Origin of the sequence: Streptosporangium sp. 'caverna' (genome assembly GCF_003203775.1) — a bacterium.
In the GTDB taxonomy this organism is placed as follows: domain Bacteria; phylum Actinomycetota; class Actinomycetes; order Streptosporangiales; family Streptosporangiaceae; genus Streptosporangium; species Streptosporangium subroseum.
Genome location: NZ_CP029711.1, coordinates 3,397,539 through 3,412,222, shown reverse-complemented (window position 1 = coordinate 3,412,222; position 14,684 = coordinate 3,397,539). Strand labels below are relative to the sequence as shown.

Below are 14,684 nucleotides of genomic sequence, written 5' to 3'. Positions count from 1 at the left end.
GGTGAGGAGACCTGGAGACCTCGACGGTGACGGGTCTTCGTCCGCGCCGGGAGCCGGACTCGCCGTCAGCCGGCGGCGCCCTCGCCGTCGGAACGGACCGCCAGGTCCGCGAGGACCCGGGCGAACTCCGGCGGCGGGGCCACCACCAGCCGGGTCTGGCCGTCGTGATTGACCAGGTCGGACCGGATCAGCCTGAGCCGCCCGTCGTGCCACCAGTAGACCTGCGAGCTGAGCGCGCCGGCGCCCACGCCCAGGTCGAACTCCCGCTGGGCGAACAGCCGCAGCCGCTCGATCGCGCGGACCACGCCGATGCTCTCCACGGGGTGGACGATCAGCGTCGCGGGGTCGGGCAGCGCGACGAGCACCCCGTCGGAGGGAACGGGCAGGTAGTCGGCCAGGCGGCGCAGGTGGGCCGCGGCGCTGGCGGTGGGGCCGCTCAGCCGCCGGATCGCCACGCCGCCGAGGTCGTCCTCGGTGACCGAGAGCCGCTCGTCCTGGCGGACGTTCTCCAGGGCCAGGTCCAGTGCCTGGGCGGCGGTGATCGGCCAGCAGCCGACCTCCTCGGGACGGACCGGACGCGAGGTCGCGCCGTACTTGATGGTGAGCACCTCGACCAGGTCGGCGGTGAGGTGACGGCCGACCACGTGGGACGAGCCCAGGTCCTCGTCGAGCTGGATCCGGGTTCGCAGCAGCGAGCGGACCTGGTCCAGGTCGCATACGTCGAGCGGCTCGTCCGCGGCGTCCAGCGTGTGGGACAGGTGCTCGGAGACGAGCATCGGCCAGTCCTCCCGCGAGCGCCGTCGCGCCTCGGCCCGGAGTCCGGCCAGCCGTACGACGACCGTGCGGGGACCTTCGAGTGTCAGCGTGCCGCCGCCGTCGGGCGCGAAGGAGCAGGTGTAACCGAGATTGTCGGCGACCAGCGCGAGCAGGGAATCGAGATCCACTTCTTCGACCGGACGCGGGGGCATCTCGGCCCGCCGACTCCGATGCCGCCGGAACAGCCTCACTCGTGCGTCCCTTCTGCCGGGTTTCCTCCTATATCCGCACCCAGCCTGCCCTGGAGGAGTCGCGGATGGAGTAGGCTAGAGAGCACGATTTCGTATCAATAGCACCAAGTGCCCCTAGAAGCACACTTAATTGTGGTTGGCCGTGCCCCACCGGGAGCCCCGCGATAACGGGCACGCCGAGCGGCGCCAGCAGCTCCTCCAGCACCGGGTAGGGATCGCCGCAGTCGACCCAGGAACCCAGGACGAATCCGGCGGCCCCCTCCAGGCACCCCGCCTGGAGCAGCTGGACGAGCATCCGGTCGATCCGGTACGGCGCCTCGGTGACGTCCTCCAGCAGCACGATCCGCCCCCGTGCGACCAGCTCGTACGGCGTGCCGCAGAGCGCGGCCAGCAGGCTGAGGTTGCCGCCGGTGACCGGGGCGGCGACCTCACCGGGAACGATCACCCGGTCGCCGGTGATCGGCGGCGGGTCCCCGGCCAGGGCGGCCGTGTAGTGCTCGAAGGTGCGGGGTTCGGGACCGGCGGGGTCGCTGATCACGGCGCTGGCCGGCATCGGGCCGAACAGCGAGGCGAGGCCCAGCTCGACGGCGAACGCCCGGTGCAGGGCGGTGACGTCGCTGGAGCCGACCAGCGTCTTGGGCCCGGCCGCCCGCAGCGCGTCCCAGTCGAGCAGGTCCAGGATCCGGGTCGCGCCGTAACCGCCCCGGGCGCAGAACACCGCGCTCACCTCGGGATCACACCAGGCGTCGCTCAGGTCGGCGGCCCTGACCGCGTCGGATCCGGCCAGATAGCGGTCCCTGTCGAGGATGTGGGCGCCGGTGACGACCTTCAGACCCAGGCCTTCCAGGACCCGGACGCCGCGCGCCACTCCCCCGGAATCGACGGGCCCGCAGGGAGCCACCACCGCCACCGTGTCACCGGGCCGCAGCGGGGGCGGGACGACGGCGCCGTCTGCCGCGCCCGGGAAGGACGTAGGCGGTTCTTTCACTCCCCAAACGGTGCCACACTGGGCTCACATATGCGACCTCCGCCCCACATCCTGGTGGTCAACGGCATCAAAGTCCGCCAGCCGGTGTTCGTTCTCGCCGCTCCCCACTCAGGCGCGGACCTGCTGGCCCGTGCCCTGAAACGCTCCCCGGGCTTCCACGTCACGATGGGGCGTCCGGCGGTGGCCCACGTCGTCTACGCCTTCGCCCGGCGCCCCTCCATCGCCAGCCGGGGCATGGGCGCCACCCGGGTGCTCCGCGACGCCATGGCCGAGGCCTGGCAGATCGTGCCCGGCGCGTGCCAGGAGTGCCCGGCGCCGTGCCGCGAGGCGGGGGGTGTGACCGGAGCGGGGCCCTGCGTGACCTCCAACACGGTGGCCCGGTTCGGTGACGCCAGCCCCGACCTGCTCTACAGCGCCTCGGTGCTGCTGCAGGCCTTCCCCGACGCCCGCTTCGTCCAGCTCATCAGGGACGGCCGCGACGTGATCGCCGACATGCTGGCCGACCCCGCCGCCCTGTCGTGGTTCAAGCCGGTGATGCTGAGCGACGAGACCGAGTTTCCCAACCCGTTCCTGGGCCTCAACTCCGGCGAGCACAGCGAGCGCTGGAAGGCGATGCCCACGGCGGGCAAGTGCGCGCTGCGCTGGCGCAGCGCGGTCCGGCTGTCGGCCGCGCTCCACCACGAGCTGCCCCGCGAGCAACTGCTGACCCTGCGCTACGAGGACCTGGTCTCCTCCCCCGCCGACGCCGCGGAGGGGCTCTCCACCTTCCTCGGGACCCGGATCTCCAAGGTCGCCCTGTACGGCAGGAGCGTGCCGAAGGTCGGCGCCTGGCGCACCCGGCTGCGCGGCGAGGACGCCGAGCTGGTGGGGAAGGTCGCCCGCGAGGAGCTCCTGCGCCTCGGCTACGTCTCGGCCTCCTGAGGGCGACGGCTTCCCGACGGGGCGGGGCCGAGGGGTCACGGAGATGTTTCTCACAGCGCGGATGCGAACGGCGCGGACGGGACCGGGCCGAGCTCAGGAGGGCTCGATGGAACGCGCGCCGGTGCTCTCCGGCGCTAGGAGGTCTCGCTGAACTGGGTGTGGTAGAGCTCGGCGTAGACCGTGCCCTCGGCCAGCAGCTCCTCGTGGCGGCCCCTCTCCACGATGCGGCCGTCCTGGACCACCAGGATCTGGTCGGCGTCGCGGATCGTGGACAGCCGGTGGGCGATGACCAGGGAGGTCCGCCCGGCCAGCGCGATCTTCAGCGCCTGCTGCACCGCGACCTCGGACTCGGAGTCCAGGTGCGCGGTGGCCTCGTCGAGTACGACCACGCGGGGAGCCTTGAGCAGCAGTCTCGCCAGGGCCAGCCGCTGCTTCTCGCCGCCGGACAACCGGTAGCCGCGGTCGCCCACCACGGTCTCCAGCCCTTCGGGCAGCCCCCTGACCAGGTCGGCGATCTGCGCGGCGCTCAGTGCGTCCCAGATCTCCTCCTCGGTCGCGCCCGGCCTGGCGTAGCCGATGTTGGCCCCGATGGTGTCGTGGAACAGGTGGGCGTCCTGCATGACCACGCCCACGGTGTCGCGCAGGGAGTCCAGGGTGGCGTCGCGCACGTCCAGGCCGTTGATCCGGACCGCGCCGTCGTTGACGTCGTAGAGGCGGGAGACCAGGCTCGTGATCGTCGTCTTGCCCGCGCCGGAGGGACCGACCAGCGCGATCATCTCGCCGGGGCGGGCGGTGAAGCCGACGCCGCGCAGCACGTCCTGGCTGGGCCCGGTGTCGGGGCGGGCCACGGCCTCCAGTGAGGCCAGGGACACCTCGGAGGCGGCCGGATATCTGAACCAGACGTCGTCGAACTCGACGGAGGCCGGGCCGTGGGGAACGGCCCGGGCGTCCGGCTTCTCGGCGACCATGGGCTTGAGGTCGAGCACCTCGAAGACCCGGTCGAAGCTCACCAGCGCGGTCATCACGTCCACGTGCACGTTCGACAGGCTCGTCAGCGGGCCGTACAGGCGCAGCAGGAGGGTCGTGAGCGCCACCAGGGTGCCGAACTCGAAGGCGCCGTCGATGGTCAGCACGCCGCCCATGCCGTACACCAGCGCGGTGGCCAGCGCCGCGACCAGGCCGAGCGCGACCCGGAACACCGTCCCGTACATGCCGACGGTGACCCCGACGTCGCGCACCCGCCCCGCCTTGCCGCCGAAGGAGGCGGCCTCCTCGTCCGGCCGGCCGTACAGCTTGGCGACCATCGCGCCGGCGACGTTGAACCGCTCGGTCATCATGGAGCTCATCTCGGCGTCGAGCTCCATCTGCTCACGGGTGAGCCCCGACATCTTCCTGCCGACCCACTTGGCCGGGAAGATGAAGATCGGCAGCATCACGAGGGAGACGACCGTGATCTGCCAGGACAGCACCAGCATGGCGCCGAGCACCAGCACCAGCATGACCACGTTGGCGACGACCGAGGACAGCGTGCTGGTCAGCGCCCGCTGGGCGCCGATCACGTCGCTGTTGAGCCGGGAGACCAGGGCGCCGGTCTGCGTGCGCATGAAAAAGGCGACGGGCATGCGCTGCACGTGGTCGAAGACCTCGGTGCGCAGGTTGTAGATCAGGCCCTCGCCGATCCGCGAGGAGAACCAGCGCTGTGCCAGGGTGAGCGCCGCGTCGGCGATCGCCAGGCCCGCGATGACCAGCGCGAGGGCGATGACGACTCCCACCCGCTTCGGGATGATCCCGTCGTCGATGATCGCCTTCATCAGCAGCGGGTTGGCGATCACGATGACCGAGCCGACCACGACCAGGGCCAGGAAGGCCGTGATGTGCCGTGAGAAGGGCCGGGCGTATCTGACGATGCGCCTGACGGTCCCCGGGGTGAGACGTTCCTTGGTCACCGAGCCGTCCCGCCGGAGCGAGCGCATCATCTGGGGTCCGAAGCCCCCGCCCATCATCGCCATGTACGACCTCCTCTCCCGATGCGAGCACCGGGAGAGGCAGTCCCATTCCCCCATCAGCTTGAGGCGAACAACGGCCCGCCTGAGTGACCCTAAGTGAACTGCTGTGAACCGCTGTGAACTACGCGAACAACGCCCTGAGCCGTACTGCCTGCTCCTGCCCCTCGGCCACGCACTGCTCCTCCAGCGTGCGCCCCGAGGCGCCCTGGAGCAGCCGCTTGGTCGCCGTCGCGGCGTCCCGGTCGACCGCCAGCAGGGCAGCGGTCAGATCCTGTACGGCCTGCCCCAGATCCCCGGGAGCGACCACCAGTTCGGCCAGGCCGATTCTGGCTGCCTCCTCCGCTCCCACGGTGCGAGCCGTGAGGCAGATCTCGATCGCCCTGGACAGGCCCACGAGATCGACCAGCGGCTTGGTGCCGGTCAGGTCGGGGACCAGCCCGAGAGCAGGCTCCTTCATGCACAGCTTGGCATCGTCCGCCAGGACCCTCAGGTCACAGGCGAGCGCAAGCTGGAACCCGGCACCGATCGCGTGGCCCTGAACGGCCGCGACGGAGACGATGTCGGGACGCCGCAGCCACAGGAAACCCTGCTGGGCCTTGGCTAGCCGCTGCTCGAAGGTCGAGCTGTCGAGCATCGCCGAGGCCGCGAACGAACCCTGACCGGGAACCCCCTCCGGAGTGAACATCCGCAGATCGATCCCCGCCGAGAAGGACGGCCCCTCACCTCTGATCACGACGACCCTCACCTGCTGCGGCAGGGTGTCACCGATATGAGCCAGAGCCGACCAGGTAGCGAACGTCTGTGCGTTCCGCTTCTCCGGCCGATCCAGCGTGATCGTCGCGATCTTGCCGTCCACCTCGTAGCGCAGACCGACCTCCTCGAGGGAGACCTCCTCCGCACTCCCCCCGAACGCCACTTCCACCATCGCTCGTTCTCCCACCCATCGGTTCCGTCTCGTCCGAGCCTATCGATTCTCCAGAATGAGGTTCTACAGACCCGGACGAGACGGCCAGCGTGGGTACGAGCGGCTGCGGTCGCGCGTTCCGAGGCGGGGTCAGCGCTTAGACGACTTACCTCGAGTGGCTCCCCCGCGCCCGCGCAGAGTCACGCCGGACTCGCTCAGGATGCGGTGGATGAACCCGTATGACCTGCCGGTCGAAGCGGCCAGCGCGCGGATGCTCTCACCCGCGCTGTAGCGCTTCTTTAGATCGGCGGCCAGTTTTTCACGGTCGGCCCCGGTAACCCGGGTGCCCTTCTTAAGAGTCTCGGCCACGAGTACCTCCTGTAGTGCCAGACTTCCGCAGCGTTACACACGCCATGATCAGTCATTTCGGCGAGATCGGCTACCTACTCCATGGGAAAAGATCCGTACCCGCTCAAATTAAGATCAGGCAAGTGCCACAAGATCGGAAAATTCGTCGCTCCATGCGTCTTCAACTCCGTCAGGCAGCAAGATCACCCTATCGGGTCGTAGAGCCGCTACTGCACCCTCATCGTGCGTGACGAGCACAATTGCCCCAGAATAGGACCTTAGGGCAGAAAGTACCTGCTCTCGGCTGACCGGATCAAGGTTGTTCGTGGGCTCGTCGAGGAGCAGGACGTTGGCCGCCGAGAGGACCAGGGTGGCCAGCGCCAGCCGCGTCTTCTCCCCGCCGGAGAGTACTTTCGCGGGTTTGTCCACGTCATCGCCGGTGAACAGGAACGAGCCCAGGACCTTGCGCAGCTCCACGTCGGCGAGGGTTCCCCCGGCCGAGCGCATGTTCTCCAGCACGGTCCTTTCGGGGTCGATCGTCTCGTGCTCCTGCGCGTAGTAGCCCAGCTTGAGTCCGTGGCCGGGCTTGACCGCGCCGGTGTCGGGCTGCTCGATACCCCCGAGAATACGGAGCAAAGTGGTCTTTCCCGCACCGTTCAGACCCAGGATGACGACCCTGGTTCCCTTGTCCACGGCGGCGTCCACATCGGTGAACACCTCCAGCGAGCCGTAGGACTTCGACAATCCCTCCGCCATGATCGGAGTCCGCCCGCAGGGGGCGGGTTCGGGGAAGCGCAGCTTGGCGACCTTGTCGTCACGCCGCTCGACCTCCAGCCCCGAGAGCAGGCGCTCCGCCCGGCGCTGCATGTCCTGCGCGGCCTTGGCCTTGGTGGCCTTGGCCCGCATCTTGTCGGCCTGCGACATCAGCACCGAGGCCTGCTTCTCGGCGTTGGCCCGCTCGCGCTTCCTGCGCTTCTCGTCGGTCTCCCGCTGGGCCAGGTAGGTCTTCCAGCCGACGTTGTAGGTGTCGATCGCCGCACGGTTGGCGTCCAGGTGCAGAACCCGGTTTACCGTCACTTCAAGAAGCGTCACATCGTGGCTAATTATGATCAAGCCGCCCTGGTGAGATCGTAAAAAATCACGAAGCCACCCGATTGAGTCCGCATCTAGGTGGTTTGTCGGCTCGTCAAGAAGGAGAGTCTCCGCTCCACTGAAGAGAATCCGGGCCAGTTCCACCCGCCGGCGCTGGCCTCCCGACAGCGTCTCGAGCGGCTGGCCGAGCACCCGGTCGGGCAGGCCGAGGCTGGAGGCGATCGAGGCGGCCTCGGACTCGGCGGCGTATCCGCCCAGGACGTGCAGCCGGTCCTCCAGGCGCCCGTATGCCCGCACCGCGCGGTCCCTCTTGCGGTCATCCTCGGAGGACATGCCGAGCTCGGCCGCGTGCAGGTCGCGCAGCACGTCGTCCAGCCCGCGCGCGGACAGGATGCGGTCGCGGGCCAGCACCTGCAGGTCGCCGGTGCGCGGGTCCTGCGGCAGGTAACCCACCTCGCCGGTGATGGAGACCGTGCCCGCGGCGGGCGCGCCCTCACCCGCGAGAACCCTGGTCAGGGTGGTCTTACCGGCGCCGTTGCGGCCGACGAGCCCGATCTTGTCACCGGGGTTGACCCGGAACGAGGCGTTCTCTATCAGCAATCGGGCGCCGGCGCGCAGTTCGATGTCAGAAGCTACGATCATGGTTGGAGAACACTCCCAGACTGGAAATACACAGGCTCACTTCACTAGTGGCCGAACCCGCCGCGCCCTGTGTCTCCCGGCTCTCGGCTCGGCCGTCTCGCCTTTGCCCAGACGACGGTCAATCGGGAGTGCGCATACCGATCAGTGTACGGCGCGCAACCGGCCCGCTTCCCCCCGTTTGTTCAGGGCCGCTCGCCTGACACCGGCACATCGGGGTCGGTGACCCTGATCCGGATCGCCCGAAACTGGCCCGGGGTCTCCCTGAGCACGACCAGCCGCGGGTCGGGGACCGTCAGAAAGGGCTCGGTCTCCAGCGCGAAGACCGGGGCGAGCCTGCGGTCGGGCCGCAGGGCGTCCACCGCACGCCGGTCGCCGCCCAGGATCACCGCCTCCAGCTCGGCCAGGTGGGGTCCGAGGATGCGCAGAGCCACCTCGGCCGCCGCCTCGTGTGCCTCGTTCGCCTGCTTCTCCCTGCGCCGGGCGAACCGGTGCTGGGACCAGCCCCCCGCCGCGCTACGGCCGTGGACCAGCCGCGACCCGACCTTGGAGGAGACGAGCTCGTCCCCGTGGAAGATCCCGGCCGCGTGACCGCCGAGCCGTACCAGCAGCACGCCGACCCGGCGTTCCTTGCGCACGTGGGTGGTGAGACGCGCCAGCGGCCCACCACCGGAGGGGGTCAGGGGAGGGAACGGCACCTGACACTCGGCCACCGCGCCGTCCGTGCCCTCAAGCCGGACGACGTCGGCGGAGGCGGAGACCGTCACGCTCGGCGGGCCGTGCCGCTCCACGAAGCCGTCGATCCAGCGGTTCAGGCGCTCGGGCCCCACCAGGACCCAGCGACCTCCACCCTTGGCCGGTCGCGATGTCATGAAACGGGACACTACCCGGTGCCCCGGCGCTCCATACGATTCCTCAGGCGACCACCCGGCCGGATGACCGCGCGGGCGCCCTCGACGACCGGCTCCAGCCGGCCGGATCCAATGACCGGCTCTAACCAAAACCTCAACAAATAGCGAAATATCAGTGAACACGCCGTGCGTGGCTTATGTAGCCCCCGCGACCGGGTTCATCCTCAAGAGGTGTCGAGTAGCGCGCAAGTCCTCCCTTCAGCCTCCATGGCGGCCGACCTGGGCATCACGCCGATCGTCGACCTCGACACCGGGGGCGTCATCGCGCTCCAGGCGGCAGGCAACGGTCACGGGAACATCTCCGCCGTCATCCAGACGATCCACAGAGTCACCGGGAGTGATGCGCTGCTCCCGCTCGTGCTGCCCGTGCCGGCCATCGTGGTGATCGGCGGCTCGGCGGCACTGGCCCCGCTCCACGAGGCCCTGCGCATATCCGGGCGGCGGCCCGGCGAGATCATCATCATGATCCGGGGAGACTTCGCCCAGCACGACCGGCGTGCCCTGCTCATCGGGCTGGAGGGCCTGCGCGCCATCGGCTACCTCATCGCGGTGGGCGATCTGGGCACCGGCCACATTCCGCTGGACCTGCTCGTCGACGCGGGGCCGTACCTGGCCGTGATCTCCCCCGAGCTGGTCTCCAGGACGCCCCGCGACGCGCGCCGCTCCGCGCTCGCCGAGTCCCTGGCGGCGCTCGCCCGGGGCGTGGGCGCCCACGTGCTGGCCCCGGGGATTTCCGACGAGGCGCAGCTCACCGCGGTGCGCGGCTGGGGAGTACGGCTGGCGCAGGGCCCGCTCCTGGTCCCCGGCCCGTCGGGACGGGTCCACGTGCCGATCCCCGTCGTCGAGCAGGAGCCGGTGCAGGCCCTGCTCGGCCCCCGCGTCCAGGAGTTCCTGCTGCCCGCGGTGACCCTCCCCTACGCCGCCACCGCCGAGGACGCGGCCGAGGCCTTCGGCAGCGAGCCGTCCATCACCAGCGTGATCCTGGTGGACGAGTACCAGCGTCCCAGGGGCAGCCTCGACCGCAGCCGCTTCCTGCTGTCGATCGCCACCCGCTTCGGCCATGCCCTGCACGGTAAGAAGCCCGCGGCACGGCTCGCCGACACCGCCCGCACGGTTCCCAAGACCACTCCCGCCATCGCCGCCATGCAGCTCGCGGGCCGCGACACCGCACGCGTTTACGACGATCTGGTCGTCACCGACGAGGTCGGCCGCTGCATGGGCGTCGTCCGGGTGGCCGACCTGATCCGCCAGGTCGCGGCCATGCAGCACTGAGGGCCGGCCTCCGCAGCAGAGCGACCTTGGAACGCGCCAAACGCCCGCGCTCGGCCGTTCGACGGCGGGAGTGCCTTTACTTTGGCCGAATCGCCAAAACCTCTCCGCACTTCAATGGCATATGCTACGAGTTAGGTTTACCTAACTTGACGTTCCCGGGAGTGGCACATGGCAGACGACAGGCCCGCACGCCCCGCGCGCCCCGTACGCAGGACGACCCGCGGCGAAGTGCGGCGGGTCGAGCGGCTCACCCCGCACATGATCCGGGTGGTGCTCGGCGGCGAGGGCCTCGCGGGCTTCGAGGTGGGTGAGTTCACCGACCACTATGTGAAGCTCCTGTTCCCCCCGCCCGGGGTGACCTACCGGAAGCCGTTCGACATGGAGGCGATCCAGCGCGACCTGCCCCGTGACCAGTGGCCCACCACCCGGACCTACACCGTCCGCGCGTGGGACCCCGAGGCGTCCGAGCTGACGCTCGACTTCGTCTACCACGGCGACAGCGGCCTGGCCGGGCCGTGGGCCGATCGGGTCCAGCCGGGCGAGGAGATCCACTTCTTCGGCCCCGGCGGCGGCTACGCCCCCGACCCGGACGCCGCCTGGCACCTTCTCGTGGGAGACGAGAGCGCGCTGCCCGCCATCGCCACCGCCCTGGAGCGCCTGCCCGCAGGCGCGCAGGCCCATGTCTTCATCGAGGTGGAGGACGCGCAGGAGGAGCAGTCACTGGACTCCCCCGCCGACACGAAGATCTTCTGGCTGCACCGCGGCGGCGCGCCGGTCGGCGAGGCGCTCATCAGAGCGGTGCGGGAGCTCGACTTCCCGCCCGGCGCCGTACACGCCTTCGTGCACGGCGAGGCCACCTTCGTCAGGGAGCTCAGGCGCCATCTGCGCACCGAGCGGGGCGTCCCGCTGTCGCAGCTGTCCATCTCCGGCTACTGGCGCCTCGGTCGCGACGACGAGGCCTGGCGCTCCTCCAAGCGCGAGTGGAACGAGCAGATCGAGCAGGAGGAGGCCGCCGCGCTCTCCTCCTGAGCCCGGAACCTCCCGGACCGCAGCCGGTCTCCCCGATCGGGGCCCTCCCGGGCCTGAGCCTTCCGGGTCGGAGCCGGTCTCCTGAGCCGGAGCCGCCCGCGGGTCCGGGCTCGCCGGACGGTCCCGGCAGCCCGTCGCGGGCCGTCGCGGTCGTCGCGGGTCAGAGCCAGCCGTGGGTCCGGGCTCGCTGGACGGCCTCGATCCGGTTGCGCGCGTGGGTCTTCTGGATGGCCGAGGAGAGATAGTTGCGGACCGTGCCCTCCGACAGGTGAAGGCTCCCGGCGACGTCGGCGATGGTGGAGCCGTCCGCCGCGGCGGCCAGGACGTCGCGCTCGCGAGGCGACAGCGGGTTGGGGCCCGCGCTGAGCGCGGCCGCGGCCAGCCCCGGGTCGATGACCCGCTCACCGTCGCGGACCCGGCGGATGGCGGCGGCGAGCTCGCGGGCCGGGCTGTCCTTGACCAGGAAGGCCACCGCGCCCGCCTCCATCGCCCTGCGCAGGTAGCCGGGACGGCCGAAGGTGGTCAGGATCATGATGTGGCAGCCGGGGAGCGCCTCGCGGATCCGCGCCCCGGCGGTGATGCCGTCTCCCCCGGGCATCTCGACGTCGAGCAGCACGACGTCCGGCCGGATCCTGAGCGCGACGGCGAGCGCCTCCGGGCCGGAGGCGGCCTCCCCCACCACCTCGATGTCGGGCTCCAGGCCGAGCAGCGAGGCCAGCGCGCCCCGGACCATCGCCTGGTCCTCCACCAGCAACACCCGGATCATGCCCGTCCCCCCGCGGCCGTCGGGACCGCCACCCTGAGGGCGAAGCCGGTCTCACCCGGACCGGCGGACACCGTCCCGCCGGCAGCCTCCACCCGTTCGGTCAGCCCGGTCAGCCCGCTGCCCGGTCCGTACGGCGCCGCCCCGCGTCCGTCGTCCACGATCTCCAGGACGGTGCTCTCCCCGTCGCAGGTCACCTCGATCTCGCACCGGGTCGCCCGCGCGTGCCGGATGACGTTGGTGGCCCCCTCGCGCACCGCCCAGCCGAGCAGCCCGTCCAGCGCGTCGGGCAGCGGCGTTCCCGCCAGCCGGACCGTCACCCGCGTCCCCGCCGCCTCCATCGCGGCGCGGGCGCCGTCCAGCTCGCCCGACAGGCCGCGCTGCCGGTAGGCGGTGACGGCGTCGCGCACCTCCACCAGTGCCTCCCTGGCCACCGACTCGATGTCGTTGATCTCCGCCACCGCCCGTTCCGAGCCGCTCTCGGCCAGCCGCCCGGCCAGCTCGCTCTTCAGCACGATCAGCGACAGGCTGTGGCCGAGCAGATCGTGCAGGTCCCGGGCGATGCGCAGCCGTTCCTCGCTCGCGGCCAGCCGGGCCACCTCCTCCTGCGCCTGGCGGAGCTGGGTCACCAGCAGCCGGGTGTTGCGCACGCTCATGAACAGGATGCCGAGCGTGGCGACCTGGAAGACGAGCACCAGAGTGGTGCCCGGATCGTTCTGCTTCAGCAGACCGATCAGCGCAACGGTGACGCCCATGCCGACGATGCCGACGACCGCCGCACGCGTGCTCAGCGCCATGCTGTAGAGCACGGTCATGTAGATCGGCAACGTCAGCCAGCCGCCGCCGAAGAGGAGCGGCAGGCCGACGGCCAGGACCGTGACCGCGGCGATCAGCAGATGGCTCAGCAGGGTCGGCTTCCCGAATGTGCGCTGGCTCATCACCACGGCGATGTAACAGACGATGAAGGTGACCAGCCCGAAGGCGCCCCACACGGCCTTCGCGCCGGTCACGTTTCCGGTGACGAGGTCCAGCATCGGAAAGCAGAGATAAACCAGGCCGATGGCCATCCCGGGCAGCCGCCGCCAGCGGGACGGATTCTCTCCCGTCCCGCCGAAGGTGAGGGCCGAGGCGAGTTTCATGCTCGTACGGTAGCCCGGCGGTAGGCGAACACCGCGGCGGTCCCCAGCACGGCGGCCCAGATCAGGATCGTCACCACGTCCCGCAGCGGCGGCGCCGTGCCCGCGACCAGGTGCCAGCCCATGTCGGCGTAGGAGAAGGAGGGCGTGACCTGCGCGATGCTCCTCATCGTCGCGGACATGATCTCCACCGGGAACCACAGGCCGCCGAGGAACGCCAGCCCGAACATGCCGATCATCGTGACCGGCTGGGCGGTGTCCGCGGGCAGCAGCGAGCCGGCGATCAGGCCGAGCGCGGCGAACGGGAGGGTGCCGATCCACATGACCGGGATCAGCGCGGCCCACTGCCAGGCCGGCAGCGAGACGCCCTGGGTGAGCACCGCGGCCAGGCAGACCAGCACCAGGGACGGCAGCACCAGCAGCAGCGAGGTGATCAGCTTGGTGACGATGATCGACCAGCTCGGCAGCGGGGTGATCTGCAGCTGGCGGAGCCAGCCGGACTGCCGCTCCTGTGCCCACGGCACGGAGGTGCTCATCATCGAGGCCGCCAGCGCGCCGTAGGCGGCCATGGAGACCATCAGGATGACGCTGCCCCTCACCCCACCGGAGCCCGCCTCGTCGCCCCACAGGTTGGCGTACAGCAGGTAGAACGCCACGGGGAAGGCCACCACGAAGATGATGTAGCGCTTGTTGCGCAGCATCCGCAAGATCTCGATCTTGATGTAGTTCGGCATCATGGCTCCCGGGTGAGTGCGAGGAAGGCGTCTTCGAGGTCGGCCCCGGTGATCCGCAGCTCACGGATCTCCAGCGAGGTGCCCCGGTAGAGGGCCGCCACGGTGGCGTCGGGGTCGGCGGTGCGCAGCGTGGCGGTGCCCCCCGAGACCTCCACGGCGGAGACGCCCGGCAGGGCGTCCAGCCCCGTGGTCGCCTGGTCGTCCAGGACGAAGCTGACGGCGTGGCCGCCTGCCCCGGCCTTGATCTGCGCGGCGGTGCCGTCGGCCACGATCCGGCCCCCGGAGATCACGATGACCCGGTCGGAGTGCTCGTCGGCCTCTTCGAGGTAGTGGGTGGCGAACAGGACCGTCCGGCCCCCGGCCGCGTAGTCGCGCATGCCCGCCCAGAACCTCAGCCGCGACTCCACGTCCATGGCCGCGGTGGGCTCGTCCAGCACGAGCAGCTTGGGCGCGCCCGCGATGGCCAGGGCGAACCTGACCCGCTGGGCCTGCCCGCCGGACAGCTTGGCGGCGCGCCGCCGTACCAGGTCCGTGAGGTCCGCCGTCCTCAGGATCTCGTCCAGACCGAGCGGGGCGGGGTAGAGCCGCCGTACGAAGTCGACCAGCTCACCGACGGTGAGCTCGGGAATGAGCTCACCGCTCTGCGTCATGGCCCCGATCTCACCCCGGGCGACCGCCTCCTCCGGGAGGCGGCCGAGGATCTCGATCCGGCCCCGGGTCGGGCGGAGCAGGCCGAGCAGCATGTTGATGGAGGTGGACTTGCCCGCCCCGTTGGGGCCGAGCAGCGCGACGGTCTGGCCGGCCTCGACCGCGAGGTCCAGCCCGTCGACGGCGAGCACGTTCCCGTAGCTCTTACTCACGTCGGTGAAGGCGATGGCTTTCATGCCTCAACGCTAGGAGCGTCAAGGCATGATCCTCAGTGCCTGTTCTCCGG

General features: G+C 70.4%; 14 protein-coding genes. 3 read left to right on the top strand and 11 right to left on the bottom strand.

Annotated features, from left to right (window positions below; all coding sequences use genetic code 11):
• Nucleotides 1-65: 65 nt before the first annotated feature.
• Together DKM19_RS15075 and DKM19_RS15070 are read right to left on the bottom strand one after the other, a co-directional pair.
• The gene (locus DKM19_RS15075) at nt 66-944 is read right to left on the bottom strand and encodes a hypothetical protein (RefSeq protein WP_239514263.1); all 879 of its coding nucleotides are present in this window, start codon (nt 942-944) and stop codon (nt 66-68) included.
• A gap of 91 nt (nt 945-1,035) precedes the next feature.
• A complete protein-coding gene (locus DKM19_RS15070; protein ID WP_369990513.1) occupies nt 1,036-1,908 on the bottom strand; it encodes an LD-carboxypeptidase in 873 nt (290 codons plus the stop codon).
• A gap of 117 nt (nt 1,909-2,025) precedes the next feature.
• On the opposite strand from DKM19_RS15070, the gene DKM19_RS15065 reads away from it, so the two are divergent.
• Nucleotides 2,026-2,916, top strand: coding sequence for a sulfotransferase (locus DKM19_RS15065; protein WP_110696221.1), 891 nt, complete (start codon nt 2,026-2,028; stop codon nt 2,914-2,916).
• A 134-nt stretch (nt 2,917-3,050) separates the two neighbouring features.
• On the opposite strand, the gene DKM19_RS15060 is transcribed toward DKM19_RS15065, so the two are convergent.
• From DKM19_RS15060 to DKM19_RS15040, 5 genes are all read right to left on the bottom strand, one after another.
• A complete protein-coding gene (locus tag DKM19_RS15060; protein ID WP_110696220.1) occupies nt 3,051-4,925 on the bottom strand; it encodes an ABC transporter ATP-binding protein in 1,875 nt (624 codons plus the stop codon).
• Between the two features lie 118 nt (nt 4,926-5,043).
• On the bottom strand, nt 5,044-5,847 hold the full coding sequence (locus tag DKM19_RS15055; protein ID WP_110696219.1) for an enoyl-CoA hydratase/isomerase family protein: 804 nt from the start codon (nt 5,845-5,847) through the stop codon (nt 5,044-5,046).
• Nucleotides 5,848-5,976: 129 nt separating this feature from the next.
• A complete protein-coding gene (locus DKM19_RS15050; protein ID WP_089210264.1) occupies nt 5,977-6,195 on the bottom strand; it encodes a helix-turn-helix domain-containing protein in 219 nt (72 codons plus the stop codon).
• A 114-nt stretch (nt 6,196-6,309) separates the two neighbouring features.
• Nucleotides 6,310-7,908: an ABC-F family ATP-binding cassette domain-containing protein gene (locus tag DKM19_RS15045; protein ID WP_110696218.1), complete on the bottom strand. Its 1,599-nt coding sequence runs from the start codon at nt 7,906-7,908 to the stop codon at nt 6,310-6,312.
• A 182-nt stretch (nt 7,909-8,090) separates the two neighbouring features.
• Entirely contained in the window at nt 8,091-8,777 is a 687-nt protein-coding gene (locus DKM19_RS15040; protein ID WP_110705735.1) for an acVLRF1 family peptidyl-tRNA hydrolase, read from the bottom strand.
• A gap of 246 nt (nt 8,778-9,023) precedes the next feature.
• Between DKM19_RS15040 and DKM19_RS15035 the strand changes: the two genes are divergently transcribed.
• Nucleotides 9,024-10,088 (top strand): EAL domain-containing protein, encoded by a 1,065-nt coding sequence (locus DKM19_RS15035; RefSeq protein ID WP_239514261.1) that lies wholly within the window; start codon nt 9,024-9,026, stop codon nt 10,086-10,088.
• Nucleotides 10,089-10,256: 168 nt separating this feature from the next.
• A complete protein-coding gene (locus DKM19_RS15030) occupies nt 10,257-11,117 on the top strand; it encodes a siderophore-interacting protein (RefSeq protein WP_110696217.1) in 861 nt (286 codons plus the stop codon).
• Nucleotides 11,118-11,277: 160 nt separating this feature from the next.
• On the opposite strand, the gene DKM19_RS15025 is transcribed toward DKM19_RS15030, so the two are convergent.
• From DKM19_RS15025 to DKM19_RS15010, 4 genes are read right to left on the bottom strand one after another with little or no spacing between them, the layout of a single operon-like run.
• Nucleotides 11,278-11,883 (bottom strand): response regulator transcription factor, encoded by a 606-nt coding sequence (locus tag DKM19_RS15025; protein ID WP_110696216.1) that lies wholly within the window; start codon nt 11,881-11,883, stop codon nt 11,278-11,280.
• Nucleotides 11,880-13,019 (bottom strand): sensor histidine kinase, encoded by a 1,140-nt coding sequence (locus tag DKM19_RS15020; protein WP_110696215.1) that lies wholly within the window; start codon nt 13,017-13,019, stop codon nt 11,880-11,882. The genes DKM19_RS15025 and DKM19_RS15020 overlap by 4 nt, the downstream gene beginning before the upstream one ends.
• Nucleotides 13,016-13,750: an ABC transporter permease gene (locus DKM19_RS15015; RefSeq protein WP_162641493.1), complete on the bottom strand. Its 735-nt coding sequence runs from the start codon at nt 13,748-13,750 to the stop codon at nt 13,016-13,018. Before DKM19_RS15015 ends, DKM19_RS15020 begins: the two co-directional genes overlap by 4 nt.
• Entirely contained in the window at nt 13,750-14,634 is an 885-nt protein-coding gene (locus tag DKM19_RS15010) for an ABC transporter ATP-binding protein (RefSeq protein ID WP_110696213.1), read from the bottom strand. Before DKM19_RS15010 ends, DKM19_RS15015 begins: the two co-directional genes overlap by 1 nt.
• Between the last annotated feature and the right edge of the window lie 50 nt (nt 14,635-14,684).

Coding starts and splice junctions, on each gene's coding strand:
- DKM19_RS15015 (WP_162641493.1), bottom strand. CDS start 13,750: ATGCCGAACTACATCAAGATCGAGATCTTGCGGATGCTGCGCAACAAG.
- DKM19_RS15010 (WP_110696213.1), bottom strand. CDS start 14,634: ATGAAAGCCATCGCCTTCACCGACGTGAGTAAGAGCTACGGGAACGTG.
- DKM19_RS15030 (WP_110696217.1), top strand. CDS start 10,257: ATGGCAGACGACAGGCCCGCACGCCCCGCGCGCCCCGTACGCAGGACG.
- DKM19_RS15025 (WP_110696216.1), bottom strand. CDS start 11,883: ATGATCCGGGTGTTGCTGGTGGAGGACCAGGCGATGGTCCGGGGCGCG.
- DKM19_RS15055 (WP_110696219.1), bottom strand. CDS start 5,847: ATGGTGGAAGTGGCGTTCGGGGGGAGTGCGGAGGAGGTCTCCCTCGAG.
- DKM19_RS15045 (WP_110696218.1), bottom strand. CDS start 7,908: ATGATCGTAGCTTCTGACATCGAACTGCGCGCCGGCGCCCGATTGCTG.
- DKM19_RS15065 (WP_110696221.1), top strand. CDS start 2,026: ATGCGACCTCCGCCCCACATCCTGGTGGTCAACGGCATCAAAGTCCGC.
- DKM19_RS15020 (WP_110696215.1), bottom strand. CDS start 13,019: ATGAAACTCGCCTCGGCCCTCACCTTCGGCGGGACGGGAGAGAATCCG.
- DKM19_RS15035 (WP_239514261.1), top strand. CDS start 9,024: ATGGCGGCCGACCTGGGCATCACGCCGATCGTCGACCTCGACACCGGG.
- DKM19_RS15060 (WP_110696220.1), bottom strand. CDS start 4,925: ATGGCGATGATGGGCGGGGGCTTCGGACCCCAGATGATGCGCTCGCTC.
- DKM19_RS15040 (WP_110705735.1), bottom strand. CDS start 8,777: ATGACATCGCGACCGGCCAAGGGTGGAGGTCGCTGGGTCCTGGTGGGG.